This is a genomic window from Chryseobacterium jejuense, from assembly GCF_900100075.1.
Lineage (GTDB): Bacteria > Bacteroidota > Bacteroidia > Flavobacteriales > Weeksellaceae > Chryseobacterium > Chryseobacterium jejuense.
The window spans coordinates 70,372-91,273 of record NZ_FNEG01000007.1; the positions used below are offsets into that span (position 1 = coordinate 70,372).

Genomic DNA, 20,902 nt, shown 5'->3' on the forward strand with positions numbered 1-20,902 from the left:
AAAACCCCAGCAGCAACTGAGATGGAAAGATTCGGAAACATTCCAGTGAATTTATTTACAGGGGGCTTAGATTTGCAAATTCCAATATTTTCTAGTGAGAAAAACAATATTAGTTTAAGTTACAACTCATCTGGTTTTATTCCAGGAAAAAAAAGTAATTATGTTGGATATAACTGGAGCTTAAATTATGGAGGAGCTATTACCCGGGAAGTCCGAGGAATAGCAGATGATTTTATTTCAGATGGTAATTTTAATGGTTTTTTATACACTGTAAAGAATAATCCAATCAGTAATTCAAGTGCTTTCAATAATGGATATAATTATCACCTTAATAATAATTATATTAATATTGCCGGAAGGTTTAGCGAGTTAAGAGCCGATAAGTTTAATTTTAATTTTTTTGGAATAAATGGTTATTTCTATATAGGTAATAACGGAAAACCCGTTGTATCTTCCAGTACACCTAACCTCATTGTCAATATAGATAATTTTTCTTACCAGGATAACTTCTACTGTGACCCTAACCCTTCAGGATTCAGTATTGTAGATGGACAAGGTAATGAATATTATTTTGGTGATAATACAAATAATGTAGAGGTATCTTATTCATTGGGACATCATTTAAACCCTGAACAACCATCAGGAGTCCTTCCAGAAGCACGTGCTAATTATATGATTTCAGGATGGTATCTGTATAAGGTGAAATTTGCAAATGGAGAATTCTTGAATATCAATTATAAATCCCGACCATTATATTTTGATGCCAGTGATTTTTGCATAAAAAATAATTATCTTCCAATAAAAAAGAATTTTGGACTTTCTGGGTCTGCAAGTAATACTCAACCATATTATGAGTTATATTTGAATGTTAATCAAAAAAACAGTACTGAAACAACTATTTATAATGGTGGATCAGGATTTCCATTTTATCAGGAACTTCCTCATTATAGTATTGAAGTAGTAAAAAAAGTATTTCCAGAAAGTATAGAAATACCAGATAGGTTTTTCATAAAATTTATATACAAAACCCAACAGGCAAATGTTGCTGAGAATTTCGATGCTTATCTTTTAGAATTCATTGAAGTTAAAAATAAATCTCAGAATACTTCTAATGTTGATAAATTCGAGCTTAGATACAATACCTCAAATAAAGATTATTATTTTTTAACTGAAATAATCAAGAATACAGATCAAAAACATCTTTTTAATTATAATTTAAATACGACATTCCCAAAATTCAATACTTTTGGAACTGATTACTGGGGATTCTGGAATGGAGCCAATGCCACTCAAAATGCTTTAATTCCTAATTATCAATTGAATTTTTCTACTGGCGATATAACAATTACAGGAACAAGCCGCGCTTCTAGTAATTCTTTGTTTGATGTCGCCTTATTAAACAAGGTGACTTATCCTACTGGTGGGTATAGTTTATTTGACTATGAGCCTAATAGTTATGCTCAAAAGGTTACAAAAAATAGCTCCACAAATTTTATAAAACAACTTGTACCCAATAATGATATTGCAGGGGGGGCAAGAATAAAGAAAATTTCTTCATTTGATGGCAATAATACTATAACTAAAGAGTATAGATATATTAAAGATTTTTCATCAGGTAATATTAATGGACCATCAACAGGAATACTTTATAATGATTATAGAATGGTAAATTTTGTAGATTTAAATGCTGGGAGTTCGAACTCAAGAACCATCTCTGAAGAGGCTACTAATATTAATACTACCTCATTAAGTTCATATCATATAGGGTATTCTGAAGTTTCTGAGCTGGAAAACAATGAACTCAAGAAAAAATATTTTTTTAGCGACTATGCATCAAATCCTGACTCTCTTGTTTATAGCCAAGGACCACAGGTTCGTTTTCCACCGGGTGTAAATGTTAATCCCGCCAATTATCAGCAAAGGTATTTTTTAAGATATCTTGATAATAAAGATAATGAAAGAGGAAAACTGATCCGAGAAGTATTTTATAAAGACGGAAACAATATTGTACAGGAAAACTTCAATATATATTCGTCTCTTAAGTCTCATAAATTATTAAGTAACAACTATGTAACCCTTATAGAAACCGCTGTTGCTTGGAGGATGTTCTATAAGTTTTATGGATTGCCATATGTCTTAAAAAAATCTATTACAAAGAAATATTTTGGGAGTTCTGTTGTAGAAGAAAAATCAACAAATTATTTTGAAGGTAATTTACATCTCAATCTTACAAAAGTAATTAAAGAGTATTCGGATAACACAGAGTTTAAAACAACATACCTATATGCTGAAGATTTGAGACATGGTAATCAGCCACAACAAAATTATCCACCTTATTTTTCTTTACCTTATATGATAGGGAACAATATAGTAGGAGTTCCCTTGGTTACTAGTAACTATAAAAATAATATTTTCCAAAACAGAACGCAAACAGTTTATGAACACAACCCAAATAACAATCTGGACTTACCTAAAAGGAGCTTATATTATACTGAAGATGCTATGGTAGCAGCCCCACTTGACAATGGTTTTGGTGTTACAATGGTTCCTGGTGCATTTGAGCGTTTTAATGAGGTTGTTTATGACCAATACGATTCAAAAGAAAATCTAGTACAATATACTACAAAAGACGGTATTTCCACAGTTATCATCTGGGGATATAATGGGACTCAGCCAATTGCTAAGATTGAAAATGCAAAACTGGAAAATATTGGACAATCTCTTATAGACAGTATTGTGAATGCCTCTAATACGGATGCAGCAGCTGAAAGAAATAATGATGAAACCAACTTATTAAACGCTTTTAATACTTTCAAAAAAGATTTAGGTGGTTATCAGATCACCACCTACAGTTATGATCCTTTAATTGGAGTAAGAAGTATTACCCCGCCATCAGGCATCCGGGAAGTTTATCTTTATGATACTGCAGGCAGGCTTAAAGAAGTCAGAGAAAATAACCAGACTGGAAAACTATTAAAAGAATTTAAATATAACTATAAACAATGATAACTCAAATTATGAAAAAAATAATATTCACTACAGGAGCTTTAGCCATTCCACTATATATATCAGCAGATGTTGTTCATACAGTATCTGAATCCCTATCAGTAGGTGCTTATGACTCTCATTTCAATACAAAGAACTAATCTGCTAATATAAAATAATGCATAAAAAAATATATATAAGCATAGGGCTGTTATGGAGCCTTCATCATTTTGGACAGATTGTTTTAACAACCCCTCCTGCTCCTAATACCGAAGTGTCAGACCCTGTAAATATACGTATGCTTCCAGGGTTTCAATTCAATTCAGTTAATGGAACTTTTCGTGCTTACATTGGCGGGGCACCCTCTGGTAATGGTGATACCTATACCCCTATCACGGTAGATTATTCATCCAATATTCCAGGTACCGAAAATTATATTTATACCAGACAATATTTAGTACCCACTACAGTTTCAGACGGATCTCTTCAGCAAATACAAAATGTGCAGTTTTTTGATGGATTGGGAAGACCTAAACAAGCTGTCAGTATAAAATCTACCTCTAGCGGAAAAGACCTTGTAACTCATATTCCTTATGACGGATTTGGAAGGCAGGTTGATAGTTGGCTCCCGGTTCCTATGGCCTCATTAAATGGAAATATCCAGACCGGAGTAGAAACTAGTGCCAATAGTTATTATCAGTCTAATGATATTAATGATTCCTATCCTTTTGCTCATAAAACCCTGGAAAACTCCCCACTTGATAGAGTTTTAAACCAAAATAGCCCTGGTAATGACTGGAAAAACAAACCTGTTATTTTTGGATATGAAGCTAATGTACAGGGGGAGGTTAAAAAATATACAACAGTCACTACATGGCCAGACGGAGCTACTTCCTCTGAACTAAGCATATCTGGTACATATGGAGAAGCACAGCTGTATAAAAACACGATAACAGATGAAGACCATAATAAAACCATAGAATTTAAAAATGGAAAAGGGCAGACTCTGTTGGTAAGAAAAGTCATCAGTTCCTCAGAAAATGCAGATACTTATTACGTCTATAATGAATACGATCAATTGGTATTTGTTATTCCACCTTTAGCTTCTACTGCGTCAGCCGTTTCTGCTACAGTGAAAGAAGATCTTTGTTATCAATACAGATATGATGGTAAAAGCAGACTTGTAGAAAAGAAACTTCCTGGCAAAGGTTGGGAAAAGATGGTATATGATAAATCAGACAGACTGATTCTAACTCAGGATGCCAATCTCAAAGACCAGAACAAATGGCTTATTAACAAATATGACAAATTGGGGAGAATTGCTTATACAGGATTGTTAACAGGTGGTGATAGAGCAGGCAGGGAAAATCAAATCAAGGATCTGGTAATTACTGAAGATAGAAGTACAACAGGATTTACTCGAAATGGCATCACTGTGTACTATACCGATAGTGCCTTTGTTGGAGAAATACCCACCATTCTGAATGTCAATTATTATGATACTTATCCTCAGGAAGCACCCTCAGTGACTACGGTTTTAAATCAGGACGTATTACCACAGGCGCAGAATTCGGATGTAAGTACTAAAAGCCTTCCCACAGCCAGCTATACTAAAAATATTGAAAATGATAGCTGGACAAAAGTATACACCTATTATGATAAGAGAGGACGAGCAATTGCTAACCATTCTTTAAATCATTTAGGCGGATATACCAAAACTGAAAGTTATCTGAAGTTTTCAGGAGTACCGGAATATACCCTTATTGAGCATAAAAGAACAGCCAATGACCCGAAGATCAACCTTAAAGAAACCTTTGAATATGATCATCAGGAAAGATTGGTAAGACATTGGAATCAGGTAAATGGCGGAGCTCAGGAGCTTCTTGCCGAAAACCTTTATAATGATCTGGGACAATTGCAGACTAAAAACGTAGGAAATACTACAGGCAGCCCATTGCAGCGTGTCAAATATGTTTACAATATAAGAGGTTGGATGACCAAACTTAATGATCCTTCCAATTTGCAGAATAAACTTTTTGCTTACGAACTAAGATATAACAAACCTAATAGCCAGTATTCAGGCTCTGCGAGATACAATGGAAATATTTCCCAGATGTCATGGATTACCCAAAATGATGCTGTACTGAGAAATTATTCTTATGAATACGATGCCCTTAACCGACTTAAAGAAGGTCGTTTCTGGGATGCCATGAATTTAGAGAGAGGAGAATACCACGAACAGCTTACCTATGATCTTAATGGAAATATTAGAACACTTTTAAGAAGAGGAAAGCAGCTTCCAGGATACACCGCACCTGAAGTAATGGACCATCTGGAATACCATTATGAAAATGTGGAACAAAGTAATAAGTTATCCTATCTTAAAGAAATCGGAACCGGAAATGCCATAAGTGGCTATCCATTAGCAGCTGGAAGTACCGGAAGTACTATTACCTATGATGCAAATGGAAATATGACGACTCAGGTGGATAAAGGCATTTCCTCCATTCAGTATAATTATCTAAATTTACCTGGAAAGATTACCCAAAACGCTAAAGTAACCGATTATATTTACAAAGCAGATGGAGTGAAAGTAAGAAAGGTTTTTGGAACAGAAATAACCGATTATTTGGATGGCTTTCAGTATACCAATTCAATATTAAAATTCTTCCCAACAGCAGAAGGCTATTTTAATGCTGAGACCGGAAAATATGTTTATAATTATACCGATCATCTTGGAAATACCAGATTAAGCTATTCTAAAAATGGATTAGGAACAGAGATCATTGAAGAAAATAATTATTATCCTTTTGGATTAAAACATGAAGGGTATAATACTCTGTTGGGGAATTCTGCATATCAGTATAAGTACAATGGCAAGGAGCTTCAGGAAAATGGTATGTATGATTATGGAGCTAGATTTTATATGCCGGATATCGGTAGGTGGGGTGTCGCAGATGAATTAGCAGAAAAATCAAGAAGGTTCTCACCCTATACTTATGCTTTGGATAATCCAATAATGTTTGTTGATCCAGATGGTAAAGAAGCACAAGGATGTTGTGGTAATTTATGGAATCTTGCTAAAACTTATTATTCTGGAATGTATCAGGGTGCAAAAGGTGTGGCAACAGAAACTTATCAAGGTGTTAAACAAATTGTTACTGATCCAGGAGGAACAGCGAAATCAATATACAATAATTCAGGGAGTATTCTAAAAGCGGGTGTTAATAAAGGAGTAGGTGCTGTCGCTACTGCAATATCAGCTCCAGCAATTGCTGTGGATAGTTTTAAAAAAGGAGATGCAACAGGAGCTGGAAAGATAGCAGGAAAAGCTTTGGCTGAAATGGCTATAATTGCTGGTACGGAAGGAGCTGGAAGTGCTATTAAAGGTAGTATTACAGCTGCTAAAACAGCCAGAACAATAAGTAAACTTGGTACTGAAGTAAACACTACTGCAGCTGAAATGTTTAATGCTGGAAAAGCTCCAGCAGCTATAGTTGGAGCAGAATTAAATGGAAAAACAGCTATAGGGATAAGTGGGGCCCCACCGTCTACGATTGCTCCACAGTTGGAAGGTGTTGTGAATGAATTAGGGGGGCTTGGTACGAGGACAGCCTCTGGAAATCCGGTTGGATGCTGTGCTGAGTTTAATGCCGGAAATGAATTATTATTAAATAATCCTTCCGCTACGGCATCACAAGTTAATTTTACTGAAGCAATAAGGCCAAGAACTGGAAAAGTTGTACCAATGTGTGATAACTGTAAAGCAACTTTTGGGAAATAAAAATATTATTATTTATGTACACAGAAATAGAACAACAAACCTTAGATATAGATTGGTTTTTTACAGATGGTAAGTATATAGGGTTTATAGCGTCTGGAGCTGGTAGATTACCTGAATCAGTAGCGAAATCATCGGAAAACAATGAAAGACTAGTGTCATATTTTAGAAATTTACAAGAAATATCGGAGGTAATAGTAAACCCAAAACTGAATGATTTATTGATCGAAATATTTGGCACAGGTGCTGATGAAAGATATTTACACGATTTTGTTTCTATGACCAAAAAAGGATTTTATTCTTTTGATAAAACTAATTTAAATAACTTTCTTGACTATGATTATCATTTAGTAACAAGCCCTATGAATCCTTTGACTATAGATGATTTGCCTCAGGATATATTAAATATTATTCTGCAAACTAAGTATTCAGATGGGATGAACAATATTATAAATATTGGTAAAATAAACTAATGATTACAAAGTAACAGACTTTGAGCAGATAACACAATAACCACTGCAACTGCGGTGGTTTTCTTGTTCTGTTTTGTATATGGAAACAGAACAATATAAATAAATCTTTGGGATAATGTTTAGGTATAGAATAAAAGGGCTGAATTTTTTATATTTGTGGTAATGTATAAAAAATCATGATGGAAAAGCTAAAGGGTCTACGAAAACAGCGGGGCTATACCCATCTGCCGCACGAATCCTTTCTTGTGGCATTTTTGACCAATCCAATAATCCTCTGCTGCGCAAAGTCTCGCGACTTTAAACTGTCAAGCACCTAATACAAGAAATAAAAATAACCCTTGCTGTTACAAGGGTTATTTTTTTAGTCTCAATTTATATTTACAAAGAAATTTTTATTCTTTAACTTTGTCTTTTTCAGTACCATGGTCTTCCTTAGTATTGAAATTCTTATCCCAACCAAAAAATAAAATCATGTCAATTACCAACGACGATCAGTTAGCCGGAATGCAAAAAGTGAGTGAAGCGGTGGCGTATACTTTAAAAGAGATGACGCAATATGCTCAGCCGGGGATGACCACAAAGGTGCTCGATGAGTATGGAGCCAAAATATTGGCTGATTTCGGGGCCAAGTCTGCCCCTTATCTTACTTATGGATTTCCCGGATGGACCTGTATAAGTGTAGATAACGAATTTTGTCATGGTATTCCTACAGATCAAAGGGTTTTGAAAGAAGGTGATCTTATCAATATTGATGTTTCTGCCGAGCTTAATGGATATTGGGCTGATAATGGTGGTTCTTTTGTGATTGGGAAAGATATCAACCAACATCAGAAGTTAGTAGATGCTTCCAAAGATATTCTTCAAAAAACAATTGATAACATTAGAGGTGGTGTGAAAATAGCCGATATTGGATTTTTAATGGAAACTGAAGCAAAGAAAAGAGGTTTTAAAGTCATTAAAAATCTTGGTGGGCATGGAGTAGGAAGAAGTTTACATGAAGAACCGGATGAATTGTTGAATTATAGAAACCGTTTCGATACCAGACGCTTTAAGAAAAACTCAGTAGTGGCGATTGAAACATTTATTTCAACATCCTCAAACCTTGCTGTAGAGCTAAAAGATGGCTGGACTATGGTTGGTAATAAAGGTGGTTATATGGCACAACACGAACATACCATTTTAATTACGGATGGAAAACCTGTTATTTTAACTCAAATGAATGGAATACTGAATTAGTGGATCACCAGTTTATTGAAAATGGATCTTCATGTCTGAATATATTTATACTATTTTTTTCAATAGTGTGAGGCTGGAGATGCTGTTTTAATTAAAAGTATTCAACGAGAAATATTCCAAAATGGTCAGTGAAAAGAACCTTAAGATCATCGAAAACGTTATTCATTTGTTTGATAGTCATATCTATCGTAAAAAAGAAATATTGATGGATATTGACCAGGTTCACCGTGATTTATTTTATATCAAAAAAGGAGTAGTCCGGATTTTTTACTATGACGAAAAAGCGCAGGACCACACCCATTGGATCAGTTCAGACCATAGCTTTATAGCCCTTTTTTCAAGCGTATTATCCGGAAAAGCCGTTCCATTTGGAATTGAAGTCATTGAAGACAATAGCGAGATATTCAGATTGCCTTACCGTGAGCTCCTTGAGTTGAAATCAAACAATCCCGAAATACAACAGTTCATGGAAGATCTTTTTGCAGAAAGCCTAATAACCATGGGCAGCAGACTAATGGATCTTCAGATCAAAACTACAGATCAGCGTTATAATGATTTTGTAGCTGCCCATCCGGACTGGCTTCAGAGAATCAACCTTGGATATATTGCAGGATATCTGGGAATGACGCAGCAACAACTGAGCAAAGTAAGAGCTCAGCAGAAATAATCCTTTTTTAATCTAGGCGAAAAGAAAAGCTAAACTTTAAGACTACTTTCGAAAAAGTTTAGCTCACAAGGTATTGCTGATTTCAACAAATACAGCTTACCATTTTTTCACCAAAATAGAAACATAATGAAAAAAGGAACGTATCAATTACATGATGAAGCCAATTTTAATTTTCAACTGAACAGAACCTTAATGTGGGGTAATGGAGATCTGGAAGAAATCAAAACAATAGCATCCAGGATTAGCACTACAGAAGATTGGGTAAGGGAAATGGGTATTCTGGCTAAAGAAGCAGAAACCAACGGACAGATTCCTAAAGCCATTGGGTATTACAGGATGGCAGAGTTTTTTGAAGCAGATGGCACTTCGGAAAAATCGAGACTGTATAACCAGTCAAAATCTTTATTTTATGATTACCACAAGGTGATTTTTGATAAAGAAATCAAACGGGATGAAGTAGAGTATGAGAAAGGAAAACTTCCGGTTTGGATCTGTCTTCCCAAAGAAGAAATAAAAGACACTGTCATTATTCATGGCGGAAATGATTCTTATATGGAAGAATTTTTACCTGTTGTTCAACGCTTGGTATCCGAAGGAATTGCAGTCTACATTTTTGATGGCCCGGGGCAGGGCGGAGCTTTACGAGAATCCGGTATTTATTATACCTATGAATGGGAAAAACCCATTAAAGCCATTTTGGATGCTTATCAATTGGAAAATGTGACCCTCATTGGATTGTCTTTAGGTGGAATGCTGGCACCCAGAGCTGCAGCCTTTGAACATCGTATCCAGAGAGTCGTAGCGTGGGGAATTATGCCTAGTTTTTACGATGTCATATTGACTAAAGTACCCAATGAATTAAGAATATTGATGGATGCTGAAGAAAAAGAAAAGGTAAATGAACTTGTTCAAAGGAAAATGGCGGTTGATCCTCTGGTAAAATGGGCCATGCAGCATGGAATGTTCAGTATGAATGTAGAAACTCCTTATGATTACATCAGGAAAGTCCAGCATTTCGAAATGGAAAGTATCGGATCACAGATTACTCAGGATTTTTTACTTCTCAGTTCCAATGAAGATCACTTTATTCCTGTTGAATTGTACAAGAGAGTAATAGATGCTTTGCCCAATGTAAAATCACTTACCTATAAAATGTATACAAAATATGATCTGGCCGAGAATCATTGTAATCTTGGAAATTCAGAACTTGTTTTAAGGGACATTATTCACTGGATATTACAGGCCCGAAATAAATAATCATTATCAATAAAATTAGTAGGAAGATAGAAGTTAGGAAAAGAAAGTTATTGACATACGATCATTGATGAACAGTCTAATAGTAACTTCCAGCCTCCATCTTCCTTTTCTTAATAATTGTTAAAGACCAAATACTTTGCTATCTTTATAGGACCAAACCCATTCACAAAATCATTCTGTTATGAAAAAAGTCCTTTTAACCCTTCTGGGAATTCTCGTTATTCTGGCTGCCATAGTATTGATTAAAACTTACACTTATCCTTTTAAGAAAAGCACTTCAGGAGCTGGAGAAGGATGGAAGCCTGTAAAAAATGATTCCGCTGTAGCAAGATTTTCCGGAGGAATAAAGATCCCTACCGTTTCTACAGGAAGTTTGGGAGAATTCAACTATGCACCGTTTGAACAGTTTAAAGAATATCTGAAAACAACCTATCCGTTAGTATGTCAGAATACGGAAACTGTTGAGGTTAATCAATACGGATTAGTATTCAGGCTGAAAGGAAGCAATCCAAAGCTGGAGCCTATATTATTCCTTTCTCATATGGATGTGGTTCCGCCAGGAGATGCTGATGTAAAAAATACTACTGAAAATATCTTCAGACCAGATGATAAGCCGGCAGAACCTGTTGCGAAGGTTGCTGAAGACTGGGATTTTGCGCCTTTTTCAGGAACAGTGGCCAATGGCCGAATTTACGGCAGAGGAGCAATAGATATGAAAGGGATGCTTTTCTCTTTAATGGAAGCCATGAATAATCAGATTAAAAGCAAACAGATTCCTCAGCGCGATATCTATCTGGCTTTTGGTTTTGATGAAGAAGTGGGTGGACAAAAAGGAGCCATTCAGATTGCAGATTATTTTAAGAAAAAAGGATTGAAGTTTGATGCTGTGTATGATGAAGGCGGACTCATTATGCGAAAAGGAAATGTAGCCGGAGTAGATGCTGATGTAGCCGTAGTAGGATGCGCTGAAAAAGGCTTTCTTTCTGCAAAAATAAAGGTAAAAGGGCTTGGTGGGCACTCCTCAATGCCACCCATGGAAAGTGCAATAGGAAAAGCTGCGGTTATAATGCAAAGACTGGAAGACGATCAGATGAAACCTGTGATAACGCCATTAATTAAAGAGTTTTTTGATAATATTGGGGGAGCAATGCCCTTTACAACCAGAATGGCACTCGCCAACCAATGGCTTTTAAAACCTATATTGATCTCTCAACTTACCAAAAATAATACAACCAATGCATTGGTACGAACTACAACCGCTTTAACGATGATGAAAGGAAGTGACGGAACCAATGTTCTTTCTCCCGAAGTTGAATTTGTAGTCAATTTCAGACTTCTTCCCGGAAATACAGTAAAAGACGTACGTGATCATATTGCAAAAGCCACAAAAGATTTTGATGTTGAGGTGGAAGAAATCGATAATACAAGAGAAGCTTCTGCCATATCTCCATCCAATACCAAAGCCTTTAAATTGATTGAATCAGGAGTAAAAGAAATCTATCCTGAAGCCATTGTTTCCCCCTATCTTACTATGGCCGGAACCGATGCCGGTAAATATGAAATTGTAAGCAAAAACGTTTACAGATTCATGCCGATCAGAATCAATAGCTCAGAACAGCAAAGTATCCACAGTACAAACGAATATCTCAGTATAGAAAACTATCTGAAAATGATCCACTATTTTGAATTTATGATGAAAAATTATGATAAGTAGAGTAGGTAGGGTATAAACAACAAGAATTCAGCAGCAAAATTTACCATTGACATCTAATCGTTCATGATTGCTGGTTTGTTGGTTATTGCCTCACATCTTTTGCCCCTTTTTTTGATGTTTGTTTTAAAAAAAATATAATGCGTCAAGTTTTGTCGCATTACAGCAATAGCTTTGTCATATCAAAATTACAGAGTTATGGAATTGCCACTTTACTTAAACTTTAAAGACTTCGAAAACCATTATTACGATCATCTTGAAAAATGGTTTGAAGAATATCATAATGCTAGTGAGGCAGATTATCTGAAAATGTTAGCAAGTATGTATAGTCCTTACCTCTATTACAATTTTGCTGATGATAGTCTGCAGGCAGATGCAGCCATTGAAATCAAAGACTGTTTTTTTCCTTATCATGAAAAGATAGGCCTTTCCTTTTGTACAGGCTGTGAGAACGGAACATCACCCAAAAAAGGAATGAATCATGTTTTTGAATGGAAAACCATTTCCATGATGGAATATGCACAACATATTCTGGATAAAATCAACCACTATTGCTCAAAAAATAAAGATGCTTTAAGTGGCAGTAAAAATATTCTGGATTACATCAATGACTATGATATTGTGACCTCCAGAGAAGGAGCCGGATATTGTGTGAGCTATAACAGACACCAGATGACCATTCCTTTCCTTAAAGCTTACCTTCCGTATTATGGACAGTCAGTCGATATGGCGTTATACAGAGATTTTATCTTTTCCATTGTACAGATTGCAGAATGTATTGATCAGAAGTTAAAAACAATTCAGGCTTTTGAACATACCATTTATGCTCAGTCCAGAGCGGAAGCCAAATTCAAAGTGCAGATGAGCCGCCAGTTTCTGACCTTATGTAATTAAAATTTCACACCACATTCATACTTAATTATATTGCGGAGAATCCTATATTTTCCAACAAAAATCCCAGCCAGTAATGGCTGGGATTTTTTAATATATAGAAAGTTAATCAAGATGATCCTGATCTGTTGTTTCTTTCTTTTTATATGGGATATTCCAGATGAGGTCAGCGGCAATATAGTGAACCCCTCCATGACGAATACTATTGCTGTCTCTTATCAGGTCATCCATATAACCAATATCTACTGTGAAAGGAGAATTAGGAATATTGAACATATAATAAGCAGCTAGCCGCAATTCCCGATATCCAAAAGAATTCCAGTGCTGATCGTGTTCATTGAGATGGCTGATAGAAAACAATGCTTCAGCACTTAATGCCAGTTTCTGATTGTTTTTCGGAGATAAATTATAAGTCAGCTGACTTTTGATGCGGGTTCTCAACTGAAAATCTTCATCCACTTTATGAAAATCAGCATCAAAGAACTTCCTGAATTCCTGACGAACCGTATTTTTAAGCTTCAGCTTTTTTCCAAGATCAAAAGTATAAGCATAACGACCATAAATTCTGAATTCCTGTTCTATACCTTCTTTATCATAAGGAGCTTCTTTCTCATATTCAGGTTGTCTTCGGTAGCTTAATGCATAGCTGTACTGCTGATGAGGAGCAAAAGAATGATAAAACTCGTGATTCAACACAAAAATGGCCTGTTTGGCGAACAGATTATCATTATCCAGAGTGCTTTTACGACCAATAGCAATATAACTCATGGTTTGCTTCTTTCCCAAAGAATCCAGATTACGTTTCACTCCAAAGGCAGACCAGAATGCGGTTTTGGCATCTCCTAAACCGGGTGGACTAATCTGGGCTTTTACAAGGCTTCCCAAACAACCTGTTATACTAAATACGATAAGGACCTTTTTTATACCAAACATCATGAAAACTGCTTTACTATTAATGTTAATCTCTATGAAATCATAAGGTTAGATGGAAATATCAACGATACGCAGAGAATATATTTTGTCATAACAAATTTATAAGGCTTTACAAATAGATTGTTTATTCAAAAACCTTAAATACTGTTTAAAAACATGACAAAATAAGGGCTTGATTTAGGAAAGATTTAGGAATAACGGTAATGGGTAAGAATAGATTTAAAGATTATTCAATCCCAATTTTCTCTTTTGAATAATCAATGTAGATTTTATGATTTAAAAAGATATTTTTTTGTGGATAACTTGTTAGTAAAATATGGATAAGTGAATGTTTCTATTTTGAAATATTCCTTAAATCTTTTGTTAAAAGGAGATTTCGAGGATTTAGTTGGAGACTTAAAATAAGAGTATTGATGAAAATGGTTGCATGAGTACAGTTTTTATTAGGTTTTGTTTAGAAAGAAAATGATGATTTTTATCTTTTATTTAGAATAATTCAAATTAATATTGTGAGGGAATTTGTTTATTCTTTATTTTTGCACCTTTATTTATATTTATTTCAAATAAGGCTGAAAAATGATACGATCAAGTGAATGTGAACTTCCGATGAAGTTGATGAGTTATGTCCATGAAACAGAGCAGAAGGATGTTCTAACAGACAAAATAATACAATGGTTTAAGCCATTTCTGATTTTCTTCTTTTCCTTAATAAGCTTAACCCAACTATCTGCACAGGATCTTCAAGGTGGAATCACTGGTAAGGTTAATATGGTGGATGGGCAGCCTTTAAGAGCAATATCGGTCTCATTATTGGAAGCAGACCGTCAGACCTTAACGGATGATGATGGGAACTATCGTTTTACAAATATAAATGCAGGTTCCTATACGGTAAAATTACAAATTCTTGGATCTAAAGAAATAAGGATTCCTGTTGAAGTAAAAGCAGGAGAAAGCACAACACTGGATTATCAGTTGACTAAAGAAAATATTCAGGCAATACAGGAAGTGGTCATCATGAAAAATGTTAACAGGTTTTCTAAGAAAGAAAGCGGATTTGTTGCAAGACTTCCTTTAAAAAACCTTGAAAATCCTCAGGTATACAATACCGTAACCAAAGAACTTTTTCAGGAACAGGTTGCTGTAGATCTTGGAAGCATCTCTAAAAATGTACCGGGAGCAGGGGTTCCCATGATTGCTAATCAGGGAAGGGTAACATTCCGTTCAAGAGGATTTGAAACGGAGCCTAATGCAAGAAACGGAGTAGCTGGAGCAGCTTTTTCAGTGATTGATCCTGTAAACCTTGAACGTATTGAAGCGATAAAAGGTCCTTCTGCAACGTTATTTGGGAAAAGTGTAGCGAGCAGTTATGGTGGAGTCTACAACCGTGTGACGAAAAAGCCTTATAATAAATTTGGAGGTGAAGTAGGATATGTTGGCGGAAGCTGGGATTATAACAGATTGACTGTAGATGTAAATACACCGGTTAATAAAGACAGAACAGCTCTTTTTCGTCTTAATGCTGCAGGAACATTTGAAAAGAGTTTTCAGGATTTAGGATTTACCAATTCATTAGCCATTGCACCAAGTTTCTCCTATCAGATCAATGATCGTATGTCGCTTCTTTTGGATGTAGAATTTAATCAGGCCAAAGGAACTTCAGTAGTACGTTTCAATCCTTATACGGGAAGTAATAAAACGCAATCCATTGCAGATATGAAATTCCCTTACTACAAAAATTTCTTAGGTGACGATCTTGCGTATGAAACCCAAATGATGAATATCTTTGCCCAATTGAATTATAAAGTATCAGAAAACTGGACTTCTCAGACAATTATATCCCGTGCAAGATCAACAATCAACGGTTATATTTCCGCAATCAACGGGAAAACAGATTCTACGGCGAGCGCTCAGGTGATGGTGGGAACCACTTCATTTATCGCTACCAATATTCAACAGAACTTTATCGGAGACTTTCATATCGGACGTTTCAGAAACAGAATGGTAGTAGGATTAGATTACTATAATAACTCAAATCATTTTGACCGTTATCATACCAATACAAAGGTGTTTAACTTTGTTCATCCTTCTTCGGATTTTAGAGTAAACCGTAATACCATTGATGCTCTTACGGCAACTTCTGCTATGAGAAAAGAAAATAACAGTGATAATACGTATGCTGCTTATGTTTCGAATGTTTTCAATGTAACAGATCAGTTAATGGTAATGACCAGTTTAAGGGTAGACAGATTTCAGTTTAAAGGAGTGTACGACATTACCACAGGTCAGATAAAAGGAGGTTTGAGTAACAGTGGAACGCAGGCCGGGCCCTATGCACAAACAGCACTTTCACCTAAATTAGGTCTTGTTTATGAAATAGTAAAGAATAAAGTTTCCCTGTTTGGAAACTATATGAACGGTTTCAATAACGTGAGTGGGGTGGATATTAATGGGAACTCATTCAGACCAGAATATGCTAACCAGTTGGAATTGGGAGTGAAAGGAGATATTTTCAATCATAAATTGGTAGGAACATTAAGCTATTATAATATCCGTGTTGATAATATTTTAAGAACCAATCCGGACGATATCAACTATTCCATTCAGGATGGAACACAATTAAGCAAAGGATTTGAAGCAGAGTTAACAGCCAATCCCTTTGATGGATTAAATATTGTAGCTGGGTATGCTTATAATGACAGTAAGTTCACCAATGCCAATCCTTCCGTTAATGGATTAAGACCAGCATTATCAGGCCCTGCAAATATGTTTAATTTCTGGATTAGCTACAGAGTTCCACAAGGAAAATTAAAAGGCCTTGGAATAGGCGGCGGGGGAAATATGGGATCTTCATCTTACCAAACCAATACACAAACTGCTAAAGTGATTATTCCTTCCTATACAATGTTTGATCTGGGAATTTTCTATGACCAGCCAAAATATAGAGTAGGACTTAAGTTTGACAATATTACCAACGAGAAAGCCTGGTCTGTACGTTTAACCCCACAGGCACCAGCTCGTTTCTTAGGAAGTGTTTCTCTAAAATTCTAAACTGAGATTTTAATAATTGATAATAAAAAGTCCCGGATCAATAGATCCGAGACTTTTATTTTATAAAGACTTTCTAAGCTTTTTATGTCATTAATAAATGTCTTTTTAATTAACAGAATAAGATAATTTCCATCCTCCATCTTCCTGCTTCCCTCTTTCCTAATTAATCCAAAGACAGTAATTATTACGGTATCTTATCTTTGTATAAGTTGTTCCTTGGAATGTTCCGGAGGTATGATCCTGCCAATCTTGTCTGATTACATAAAGTCCCGGCATTGTAGGTTTGAAAGCAGCTTCATGATCTTCATTTACCGGAATATTCTTTTCCCAGTTTTCAGGGTTAAAAATTCGAAGCATTGTTCCTTTCTCTACAGGTTTCATATTGCGGTAAGGATAAATAGTGTAAATACCGTTTTTTTCCTGAAGGCTAATATCCATAAACTGGAGCGGAGAGTTGTTACCCGATGGGCTTCCCACTTGATAAGCTCCACACATAAAATCAATAGGCCTTACATTTTCCTGTGGATTTTGAGAGCGTACCAAAACGGGTTGCTGGTCATTCATTCCTAAAATCCGATAAGTTCCTTTCTGATCCGGAATAAAAGTCCCTTCCCAATGATCTCCTTTAGGCTGTAATTCAATCTTTAATTTTTCACCCTTAGTATTGTAAAGAAAAAAATTAAAATCTTTGATCCTCTGGAATTCAGTGCCGGTGGTACGATGTCGCTCACTAAGGTCATCAATAAAGCCATAGCATACCTGGATTTTTACCTGTTCTTTTATTTTACCGGATCCATGAATTTCCATCCAGTAAGCACTGGCTTTTGCTAGTTGTGGAAATAGAAAAACAGCAAAAAATAACAGCGAAGAAAGTGCCGTTCGGATTATAAACATTGTCATTGAATTATATGAATGCTGCAAATGTAAGGAAAAGGATTTATCGGGTGGTATCGTTTAAAAATGAAAACTGCGATATTAAAAAATACCGCAGTTCACTTGATTATAGTGATTGATTTTGCAATTAGCCTGTCTTACGCTCCTGTTCTGCACATGGCATCCCAAGTCGTCCAAAAATGGGCATTAATGGCACCAATAAGAGGATTGGTACTGTCTGCAACAATGCCTACCATAGAAGCACAGTTGGAGTTACATCCTATTTCATTGTGGCTTCCAGCCTGAGGAGGAATCTGTCTCCATGTACCTGTTGAACCACTTAATAATTCCACTTTAATTTCAAAAATCCCGGAAAGATTGGGAGTCTGAATTTGTTTTGTCGGGTTGTCACTTGAAATGGAATCGCTCCAATTTCCCTGTGAAAATGTTACACGCCATTTGGTAATCATTTTAGCAGTATCATGTTGAGGGGATAAATACACCCAGAACTGTGCTCCGCCACCCAGTTGTAACTGGCCGGATGAATTTGCATTAACGCTTGTTGATGTCATAATAAAATTGGTTTTTGTGATTGTTTTATAAACCAAAGTAACAAAGAACAATAGAGATGCTGTAGAGTATAAATGACCAATTATATAGTTGAGTAGAAATACCTAGATGGAAGGAAAATGAAAAATAATTTTAAAAAGAAGGAATGAGTCTTACTATCTGTAGAGGTAGATGTTTTTTTTGAAACGCAAAGTTTCATTAATATATTTCGTAGACTAGAGGGGGCTTAGAAAGCATAATCCCAGCCGCTTTATCAGCAACGAAGTCGCAACTCTTAGCTTTCTTAAAAATATAAGGCTTTTATCATAAAACTTTGCGTCAAATTAATACATATATTCTTAACAATTAGCTTACTAGAAGTATGTAAAAACAAAAAAGTCTTAAGTATAAAACCTAAGACTTTTCTTTGCAGAAAGGAAGGGATTCGAACCCTCGATACAGTTACCCGTATACTACCTTTCCAGGGTAGCTCCTTCAACCACTCGGACACCTTTCTTTTTGAGATTGCAAAAATAGACTATTTTCTTTAAATACCAAATTTTTAATGAAATTTTTCAGCAGTAATTTCTCCGCAAAGGCTTTGGGTAAAGTTATCCGCGAAACTTCCGGAGTAATTTGGATTGTCAATTAAGTGCATCGCTTTGGTAATAGCTGTTTCCGCAGTCATATCCCTTCCGCTAATCGCTCCGATCCTTGAGAAAATATTGCTGTTCTCGTATTTACCGAACGAAATACCCCCGGAAATACACTGGCTTACTACCACGATTTCTGTTCCATTATTTCTGATCTCCTGAAGCGTTTCCTGAGTTTTTTCACTGCTGAAAATAGTTCCGGAACCGAAAACCTGAAGGATCAGTACTTTCATTTTAGGGATTTCTCTGAAATGGCTCAGATGCATTCCCGGGAAAATTCTCCAGAACAGAACATCTTCAGAGATATGTTCGTCGACATGAAATTCCACTTCCGGATTGGAACGGAAAAGATTATCTTTGATAATATTTAAATGAACACCCGATTGCCCAAGGATAGGGTAGTTCGGGCTTGCATAGGCATCAAAATATTCAGCCGAATACTTTAATGTTCTGTTTCCTCTTAATAATTTATACTCAAAATAGATGGCCACCTCCTGAATAACGGCTTCGTCATTCTCATACAAACTTGCATAGTAAAGGCTCGTAAGAAGGTTTTCTTTGGCATCAGTCCTAAGGTCTCCGATAGGTAACTGGGAACCTGTCATAATCACAGGCTTTCTTAATCCTTTTAACATGAAACTTAATGCAGAAGCAGTGTAAGACATGGTATCTGTTCCGTGAAGGATTAGAAATCCGTCATAATCATTGTAATTTTCATGGATGTAATTGGCAATCACTCTCCATTCCTCTGGTCCCATGTCTGAAGAGTCCAGTGGTTTGGCAAAAGGATGTACGAAAACTTCACATTCCATAAGCTTCATTTCGGGCATCTTTTCGAAGATATTACCAAAATCAAAGGCACGCAGACTTCCGGTTTCATAATCTTTTTCCATACCGATGGTTCCTCCGGTATAGATGAGCAGGACTTTTCTTTTCATGTATTATTTTAATTAAGAATTTAATCCCGGTTAAGGATCATAGCCCAAAATTACGTTAATTTGCAAAGATTTGAAAATGAATGGAACACTTAGGGTGAAATTTTATAAGAATAAGATGAATTCCAAAGGTTACATAAGGCTATTGAAAAAAATAACTAGATGCAGATGAAAGATTTAGCGCAAACTTATGAATATTTAAAACAGTTTTTAACAGAGGAAAGATTATCAAAAATTGAACACTTTTCCCAGGAAAGTTCAGATTTTGTACTTCCAGTGGTAGAAGACATTTATCAGTTCCGGAATGCCGCTGCTATTGTACGTTCTGTAGAAGCTTGTGGCTTTCATAAAGTGGTGGCTTTGCAGGAAGAGTATAGTTTTGAACCTAATCTTAGGGTAACCAAAGGAGCAGACACTTGGGTGGAGGTTGAAAAACTTCCCCGAAATATGAAATCCTTTCAGGAAATTAAAGACAGAGGCTACAAGATTGTAGTGGTTTCGTTGGAAAATAATGCGAAAATGCTTCCTGAATACGAAATTACAGAGCCCATAGCTTTGGTATTCGGGACAGAAATGGAAGGCGTTTCTCAGGAAATTCTGGATTTTGCAGATGAAACACTGGCCATTCCGATGTATGGTTTTACAAGAAGTTTTAATGTTTCTGTTGCAGCTTCCATCTGTATGTACGAATTGAAACAGAAGCTTATAAAATCTGGGGTTGATTATAAATTAGATGAAGAAAAGCTGTTAAGAATGAAAATCCTTTGGACGGTAAACTCCATAAGAAGCGGACAGCAGATCTTTGAAAAATATCTGAAAGAAAATAATATTGATTGGAAATAATCAAGGAAGAGTATAGAAAAAGGAGGTTGAAAAACCTCCTTTATTTTTATAGATAGATCAAAAGATC

Annotated in this window: 15 protein-coding genes and 1 tRNA gene; 11 read left to right on the forward strand and 5 right to left on the reverse strand. The window is 35.7% G+C overall.

Annotation, left to right across the window (positions count from 1 at the left end; translation table 11 throughout):
- Positions 1-21 precede the first annotated feature (21 nt).
- From BLS98_RS19585 to BLS98_RS19620, 9 genes are all read left to right on the forward strand, one after another.
- Positions 22-3,006, forward strand: a complete 2,985-nt coding sequence (locus BLS98_RS19585; protein WP_089738635.1) for a hypothetical protein — start codon at positions 22-24, stop codon at positions 3,004-3,006.
- An 11-nt stretch (positions 3,007-3,017) separates the two neighbouring features.
- The gene (locus BLS98_RS23700) at positions 3,018-3,146 is read left to right on the forward strand and encodes a hypothetical protein (protein WP_262487364.1); all 129 of its coding nucleotides are present in this window, start codon (positions 3,018-3,020) and stop codon (positions 3,144-3,146) included.
- 17 nt (positions 3,147-3,163) lie between these two features.
- The gene (locus BLS98_RS19590) at positions 3,164-6,769 is read left to right on the forward strand and encodes a DUF6443 domain-containing protein (RefSeq protein WP_089738637.1); all 3,606 of its coding nucleotides are present in this window, start codon (positions 3,164-3,166) and stop codon (positions 6,767-6,769) included.
- Positions 6,770-6,783: 14 nt separating this feature from the next.
- Positions 6,784-7,239 carry a hypothetical protein gene (locus BLS98_RS19595; RefSeq protein WP_089738640.1) on the forward strand — a complete coding sequence of 152 codons (456 nt, stop codon included), beginning with the start codon at positions 6,784-6,786 and terminating at the stop codon, positions 7,237-7,239.
- 471 nt (positions 7,240-7,710) lie between these two features.
- Positions 7,711-8,475, forward strand: a complete 765-nt coding sequence (gene map / locus BLS98_RS19600) for a type I methionyl aminopeptidase (protein WP_089738642.1) — start codon at positions 7,711-7,713, stop codon at positions 8,473-8,475.
- Positions 8,476-8,596: 121 nt separating this feature from the next.
- Complete coding sequence (locus tag BLS98_RS19605) at positions 8,597-9,142, forward strand: Crp/Fnr family transcriptional regulator (RefSeq protein WP_089738644.1); 546 nt, start codon at positions 8,597-8,599, stop codon at positions 9,140-9,142.
- Between the two features lie 126 nt (positions 9,143-9,268).
- Positions 9,269-10,399, forward strand: coding sequence for an alpha/beta hydrolase (locus BLS98_RS19610; protein WP_089738646.1), 1,131 nt, complete (start codon positions 9,269-9,271; stop codon positions 10,397-10,399).
- A gap of 181 nt (positions 10,400-10,580) precedes the next feature.
- Positions 10,581-12,113, forward strand: a complete 1,533-nt coding sequence (locus tag BLS98_RS19615; RefSeq protein WP_089738647.1) for a M20/M25/M40 family metallo-hydrolase — start codon at positions 10,581-10,583, stop codon at positions 12,111-12,113.
- Between the two features lie 195 nt (positions 12,114-12,308).
- A complete protein-coding gene (locus tag BLS98_RS19620) occupies positions 12,309-13,004 on the forward strand; it encodes a hypothetical protein (protein ID WP_089738650.1) in 696 nt (231 codons plus the stop codon).
- A gap of 102 nt (positions 13,005-13,106) precedes the next feature.
- On the opposite strand, the gene BLS98_RS19625 is transcribed toward BLS98_RS19620, so the two are convergent.
- Complete coding sequence (locus tag BLS98_RS19625) at positions 13,107-13,937, reverse strand: DUF2490 domain-containing protein (RefSeq protein WP_089738651.1); 831 nt, start codon at positions 13,935-13,937, stop codon at positions 13,107-13,109.
- Positions 13,938-14,510: 573 nt separating this feature from the next.
- Between BLS98_RS19625 and BLS98_RS19630 the strand changes: the two genes are divergently transcribed.
- Positions 14,511-16,982 (forward strand): TonB-dependent receptor domain-containing protein, encoded by a 2,472-nt coding sequence (locus tag BLS98_RS19630; RefSeq protein ID WP_089738653.1) that lies wholly within the window; start codon positions 14,511-14,513, stop codon positions 16,980-16,982.
- 159 nt (positions 16,983-17,141) lie between these two features.
- Here BLS98_RS19630 and BLS98_RS19635 read toward each other — a convergent pair whose 3' ends face one another.
- From BLS98_RS19635 to BLS98_RS19650, 4 genes are all read right to left on the reverse strand, one after another.
- Complete coding sequence (locus BLS98_RS19635; RefSeq protein ID WP_089738655.1) at positions 17,142-17,876, reverse strand: hypothetical protein; 735 nt, start codon at positions 17,874-17,876, stop codon at positions 17,142-17,144.
- A gap of 137 nt (positions 17,877-18,013) precedes the next feature.
- Positions 18,014-18,427 (reverse strand): hypothetical protein, encoded by a 414-nt coding sequence (locus BLS98_RS19640; protein ID WP_089738872.1) that lies wholly within the window; start codon positions 18,425-18,427, stop codon positions 18,014-18,016.
- Positions 18,428-18,834: 407 nt separating this feature from the next.
- Positions 18,835-18,921, reverse strand: a tRNA-Ser gene (locus BLS98_RS19645).
- 45 nt (positions 18,922-18,966) lie between these two features.
- Positions 18,967-19,995, reverse strand: coding sequence for an asparaginase (locus BLS98_RS19650; protein ID WP_089738657.1), 1,029 nt, complete (start codon positions 19,993-19,995; stop codon positions 18,967-18,969).
- A gap of 159 nt (positions 19,996-20,154) precedes the next feature.
- On the opposite strand from BLS98_RS19650, the gene BLS98_RS19655 reads away from it, so the two are divergent.
- Entirely contained in the window at positions 20,155-20,835 is a 681-nt protein-coding gene (locus BLS98_RS19655; RefSeq protein WP_089738659.1) for a TrmH family RNA methyltransferase, read from the forward strand.
- Positions 20,836-20,902 lie beyond the last annotated feature (67 nt).

Bases quoted from the DNA above. Each gene is read 5' to 3' on its own strand.
- BLS98_RS19650 (WP_089738657.1), bottom strand. From the start codon at position 19,995: ATGAAAAGAAAAGTCCTGCTCATCTATACCGGAGGAACCATCGGTATG.
- BLS98_RS19595 (WP_089738640.1), top strand. From the start codon at position 6,784: ATGTACACAGAAATAGAACAACAAACCTTAGATATAGATTGGTTTTTT.
- BLS98_RS19590 (WP_089738637.1), top strand. From the start codon at position 3,164: ATGCATAAAAAAATATATATAAGCATAGGGCTGTTATGGAGCCTTCAT.
- BLS98_RS19585 (WP_089738635.1), top strand. From the start codon at position 22: ATGGAAAGATTCGGAAACATTCCAGTGAATTTATTTACAGGGGGCTTA.
- BLS98_RS19625 (WP_089738651.1), bottom strand. From the start codon at position 13,937: ATGATGTTTGGTATAAAAAAGGTCCTTATCGTATTTAGTATAACAGGT.
- BLS98_RS19635 (WP_089738655.1), bottom strand. From the start codon at position 17,876: ATGTTTATAATCCGAACGGCACTTTCTTCGCTGTTATTTTTTGCTGTT.
- BLS98_RS19620 (WP_089738650.1), top strand. From the start codon at position 12,309: ATGGAATTGCCACTTTACTTAAACTTTAAAGACTTCGAAAACCATTAT.
- map (WP_089738642.1), top strand. From the start codon at position 7,711: ATGTCAATTACCAACGACGATCAGTTAGCCGGAATGCAAAAAGTGAGT.
- BLS98_RS19605 (WP_089738644.1), top strand. From the start codon at position 8,597: ATGGTCAGTGAAAAGAACCTTAAGATCATCGAAAACGTTATTCATTTG.
- BLS98_RS19630 (WP_089738653.1), top strand. From the start codon at position 14,511: ATGATACGATCAAGTGAATGTGAACTTCCGATGAAGTTGATGAGTTAT.
- BLS98_RS23700 (WP_262487364.1), top strand. From the start codon at position 3,018: ATGAAAAAAATAATATTCACTACAGGAGCTTTAGCCATTCCACTATAT.
- BLS98_RS19640 (WP_089738872.1), bottom strand. From the start codon at position 18,427: ATGACATCAACAAGCGTTAATGCAAATTCATCCGGCCAGTTACAACTG.
- BLS98_RS19615 (WP_089738647.1), top strand. From the start codon at position 10,581: ATGAAAAAAGTCCTTTTAACCCTTCTGGGAATTCTCGTTATTCTGGCT.
- BLS98_RS19655 (WP_089738659.1), top strand. From the start codon at position 20,155: ATGCAGATGAAAGATTTAGCGCAAACTTATGAATATTTAAAACAGTTT.
- BLS98_RS19610 (WP_089738646.1), top strand. From the start codon at position 9,269: ATGAAAAAAGGAACGTATCAATTACATGATGAAGCCAATTTTAATTTT.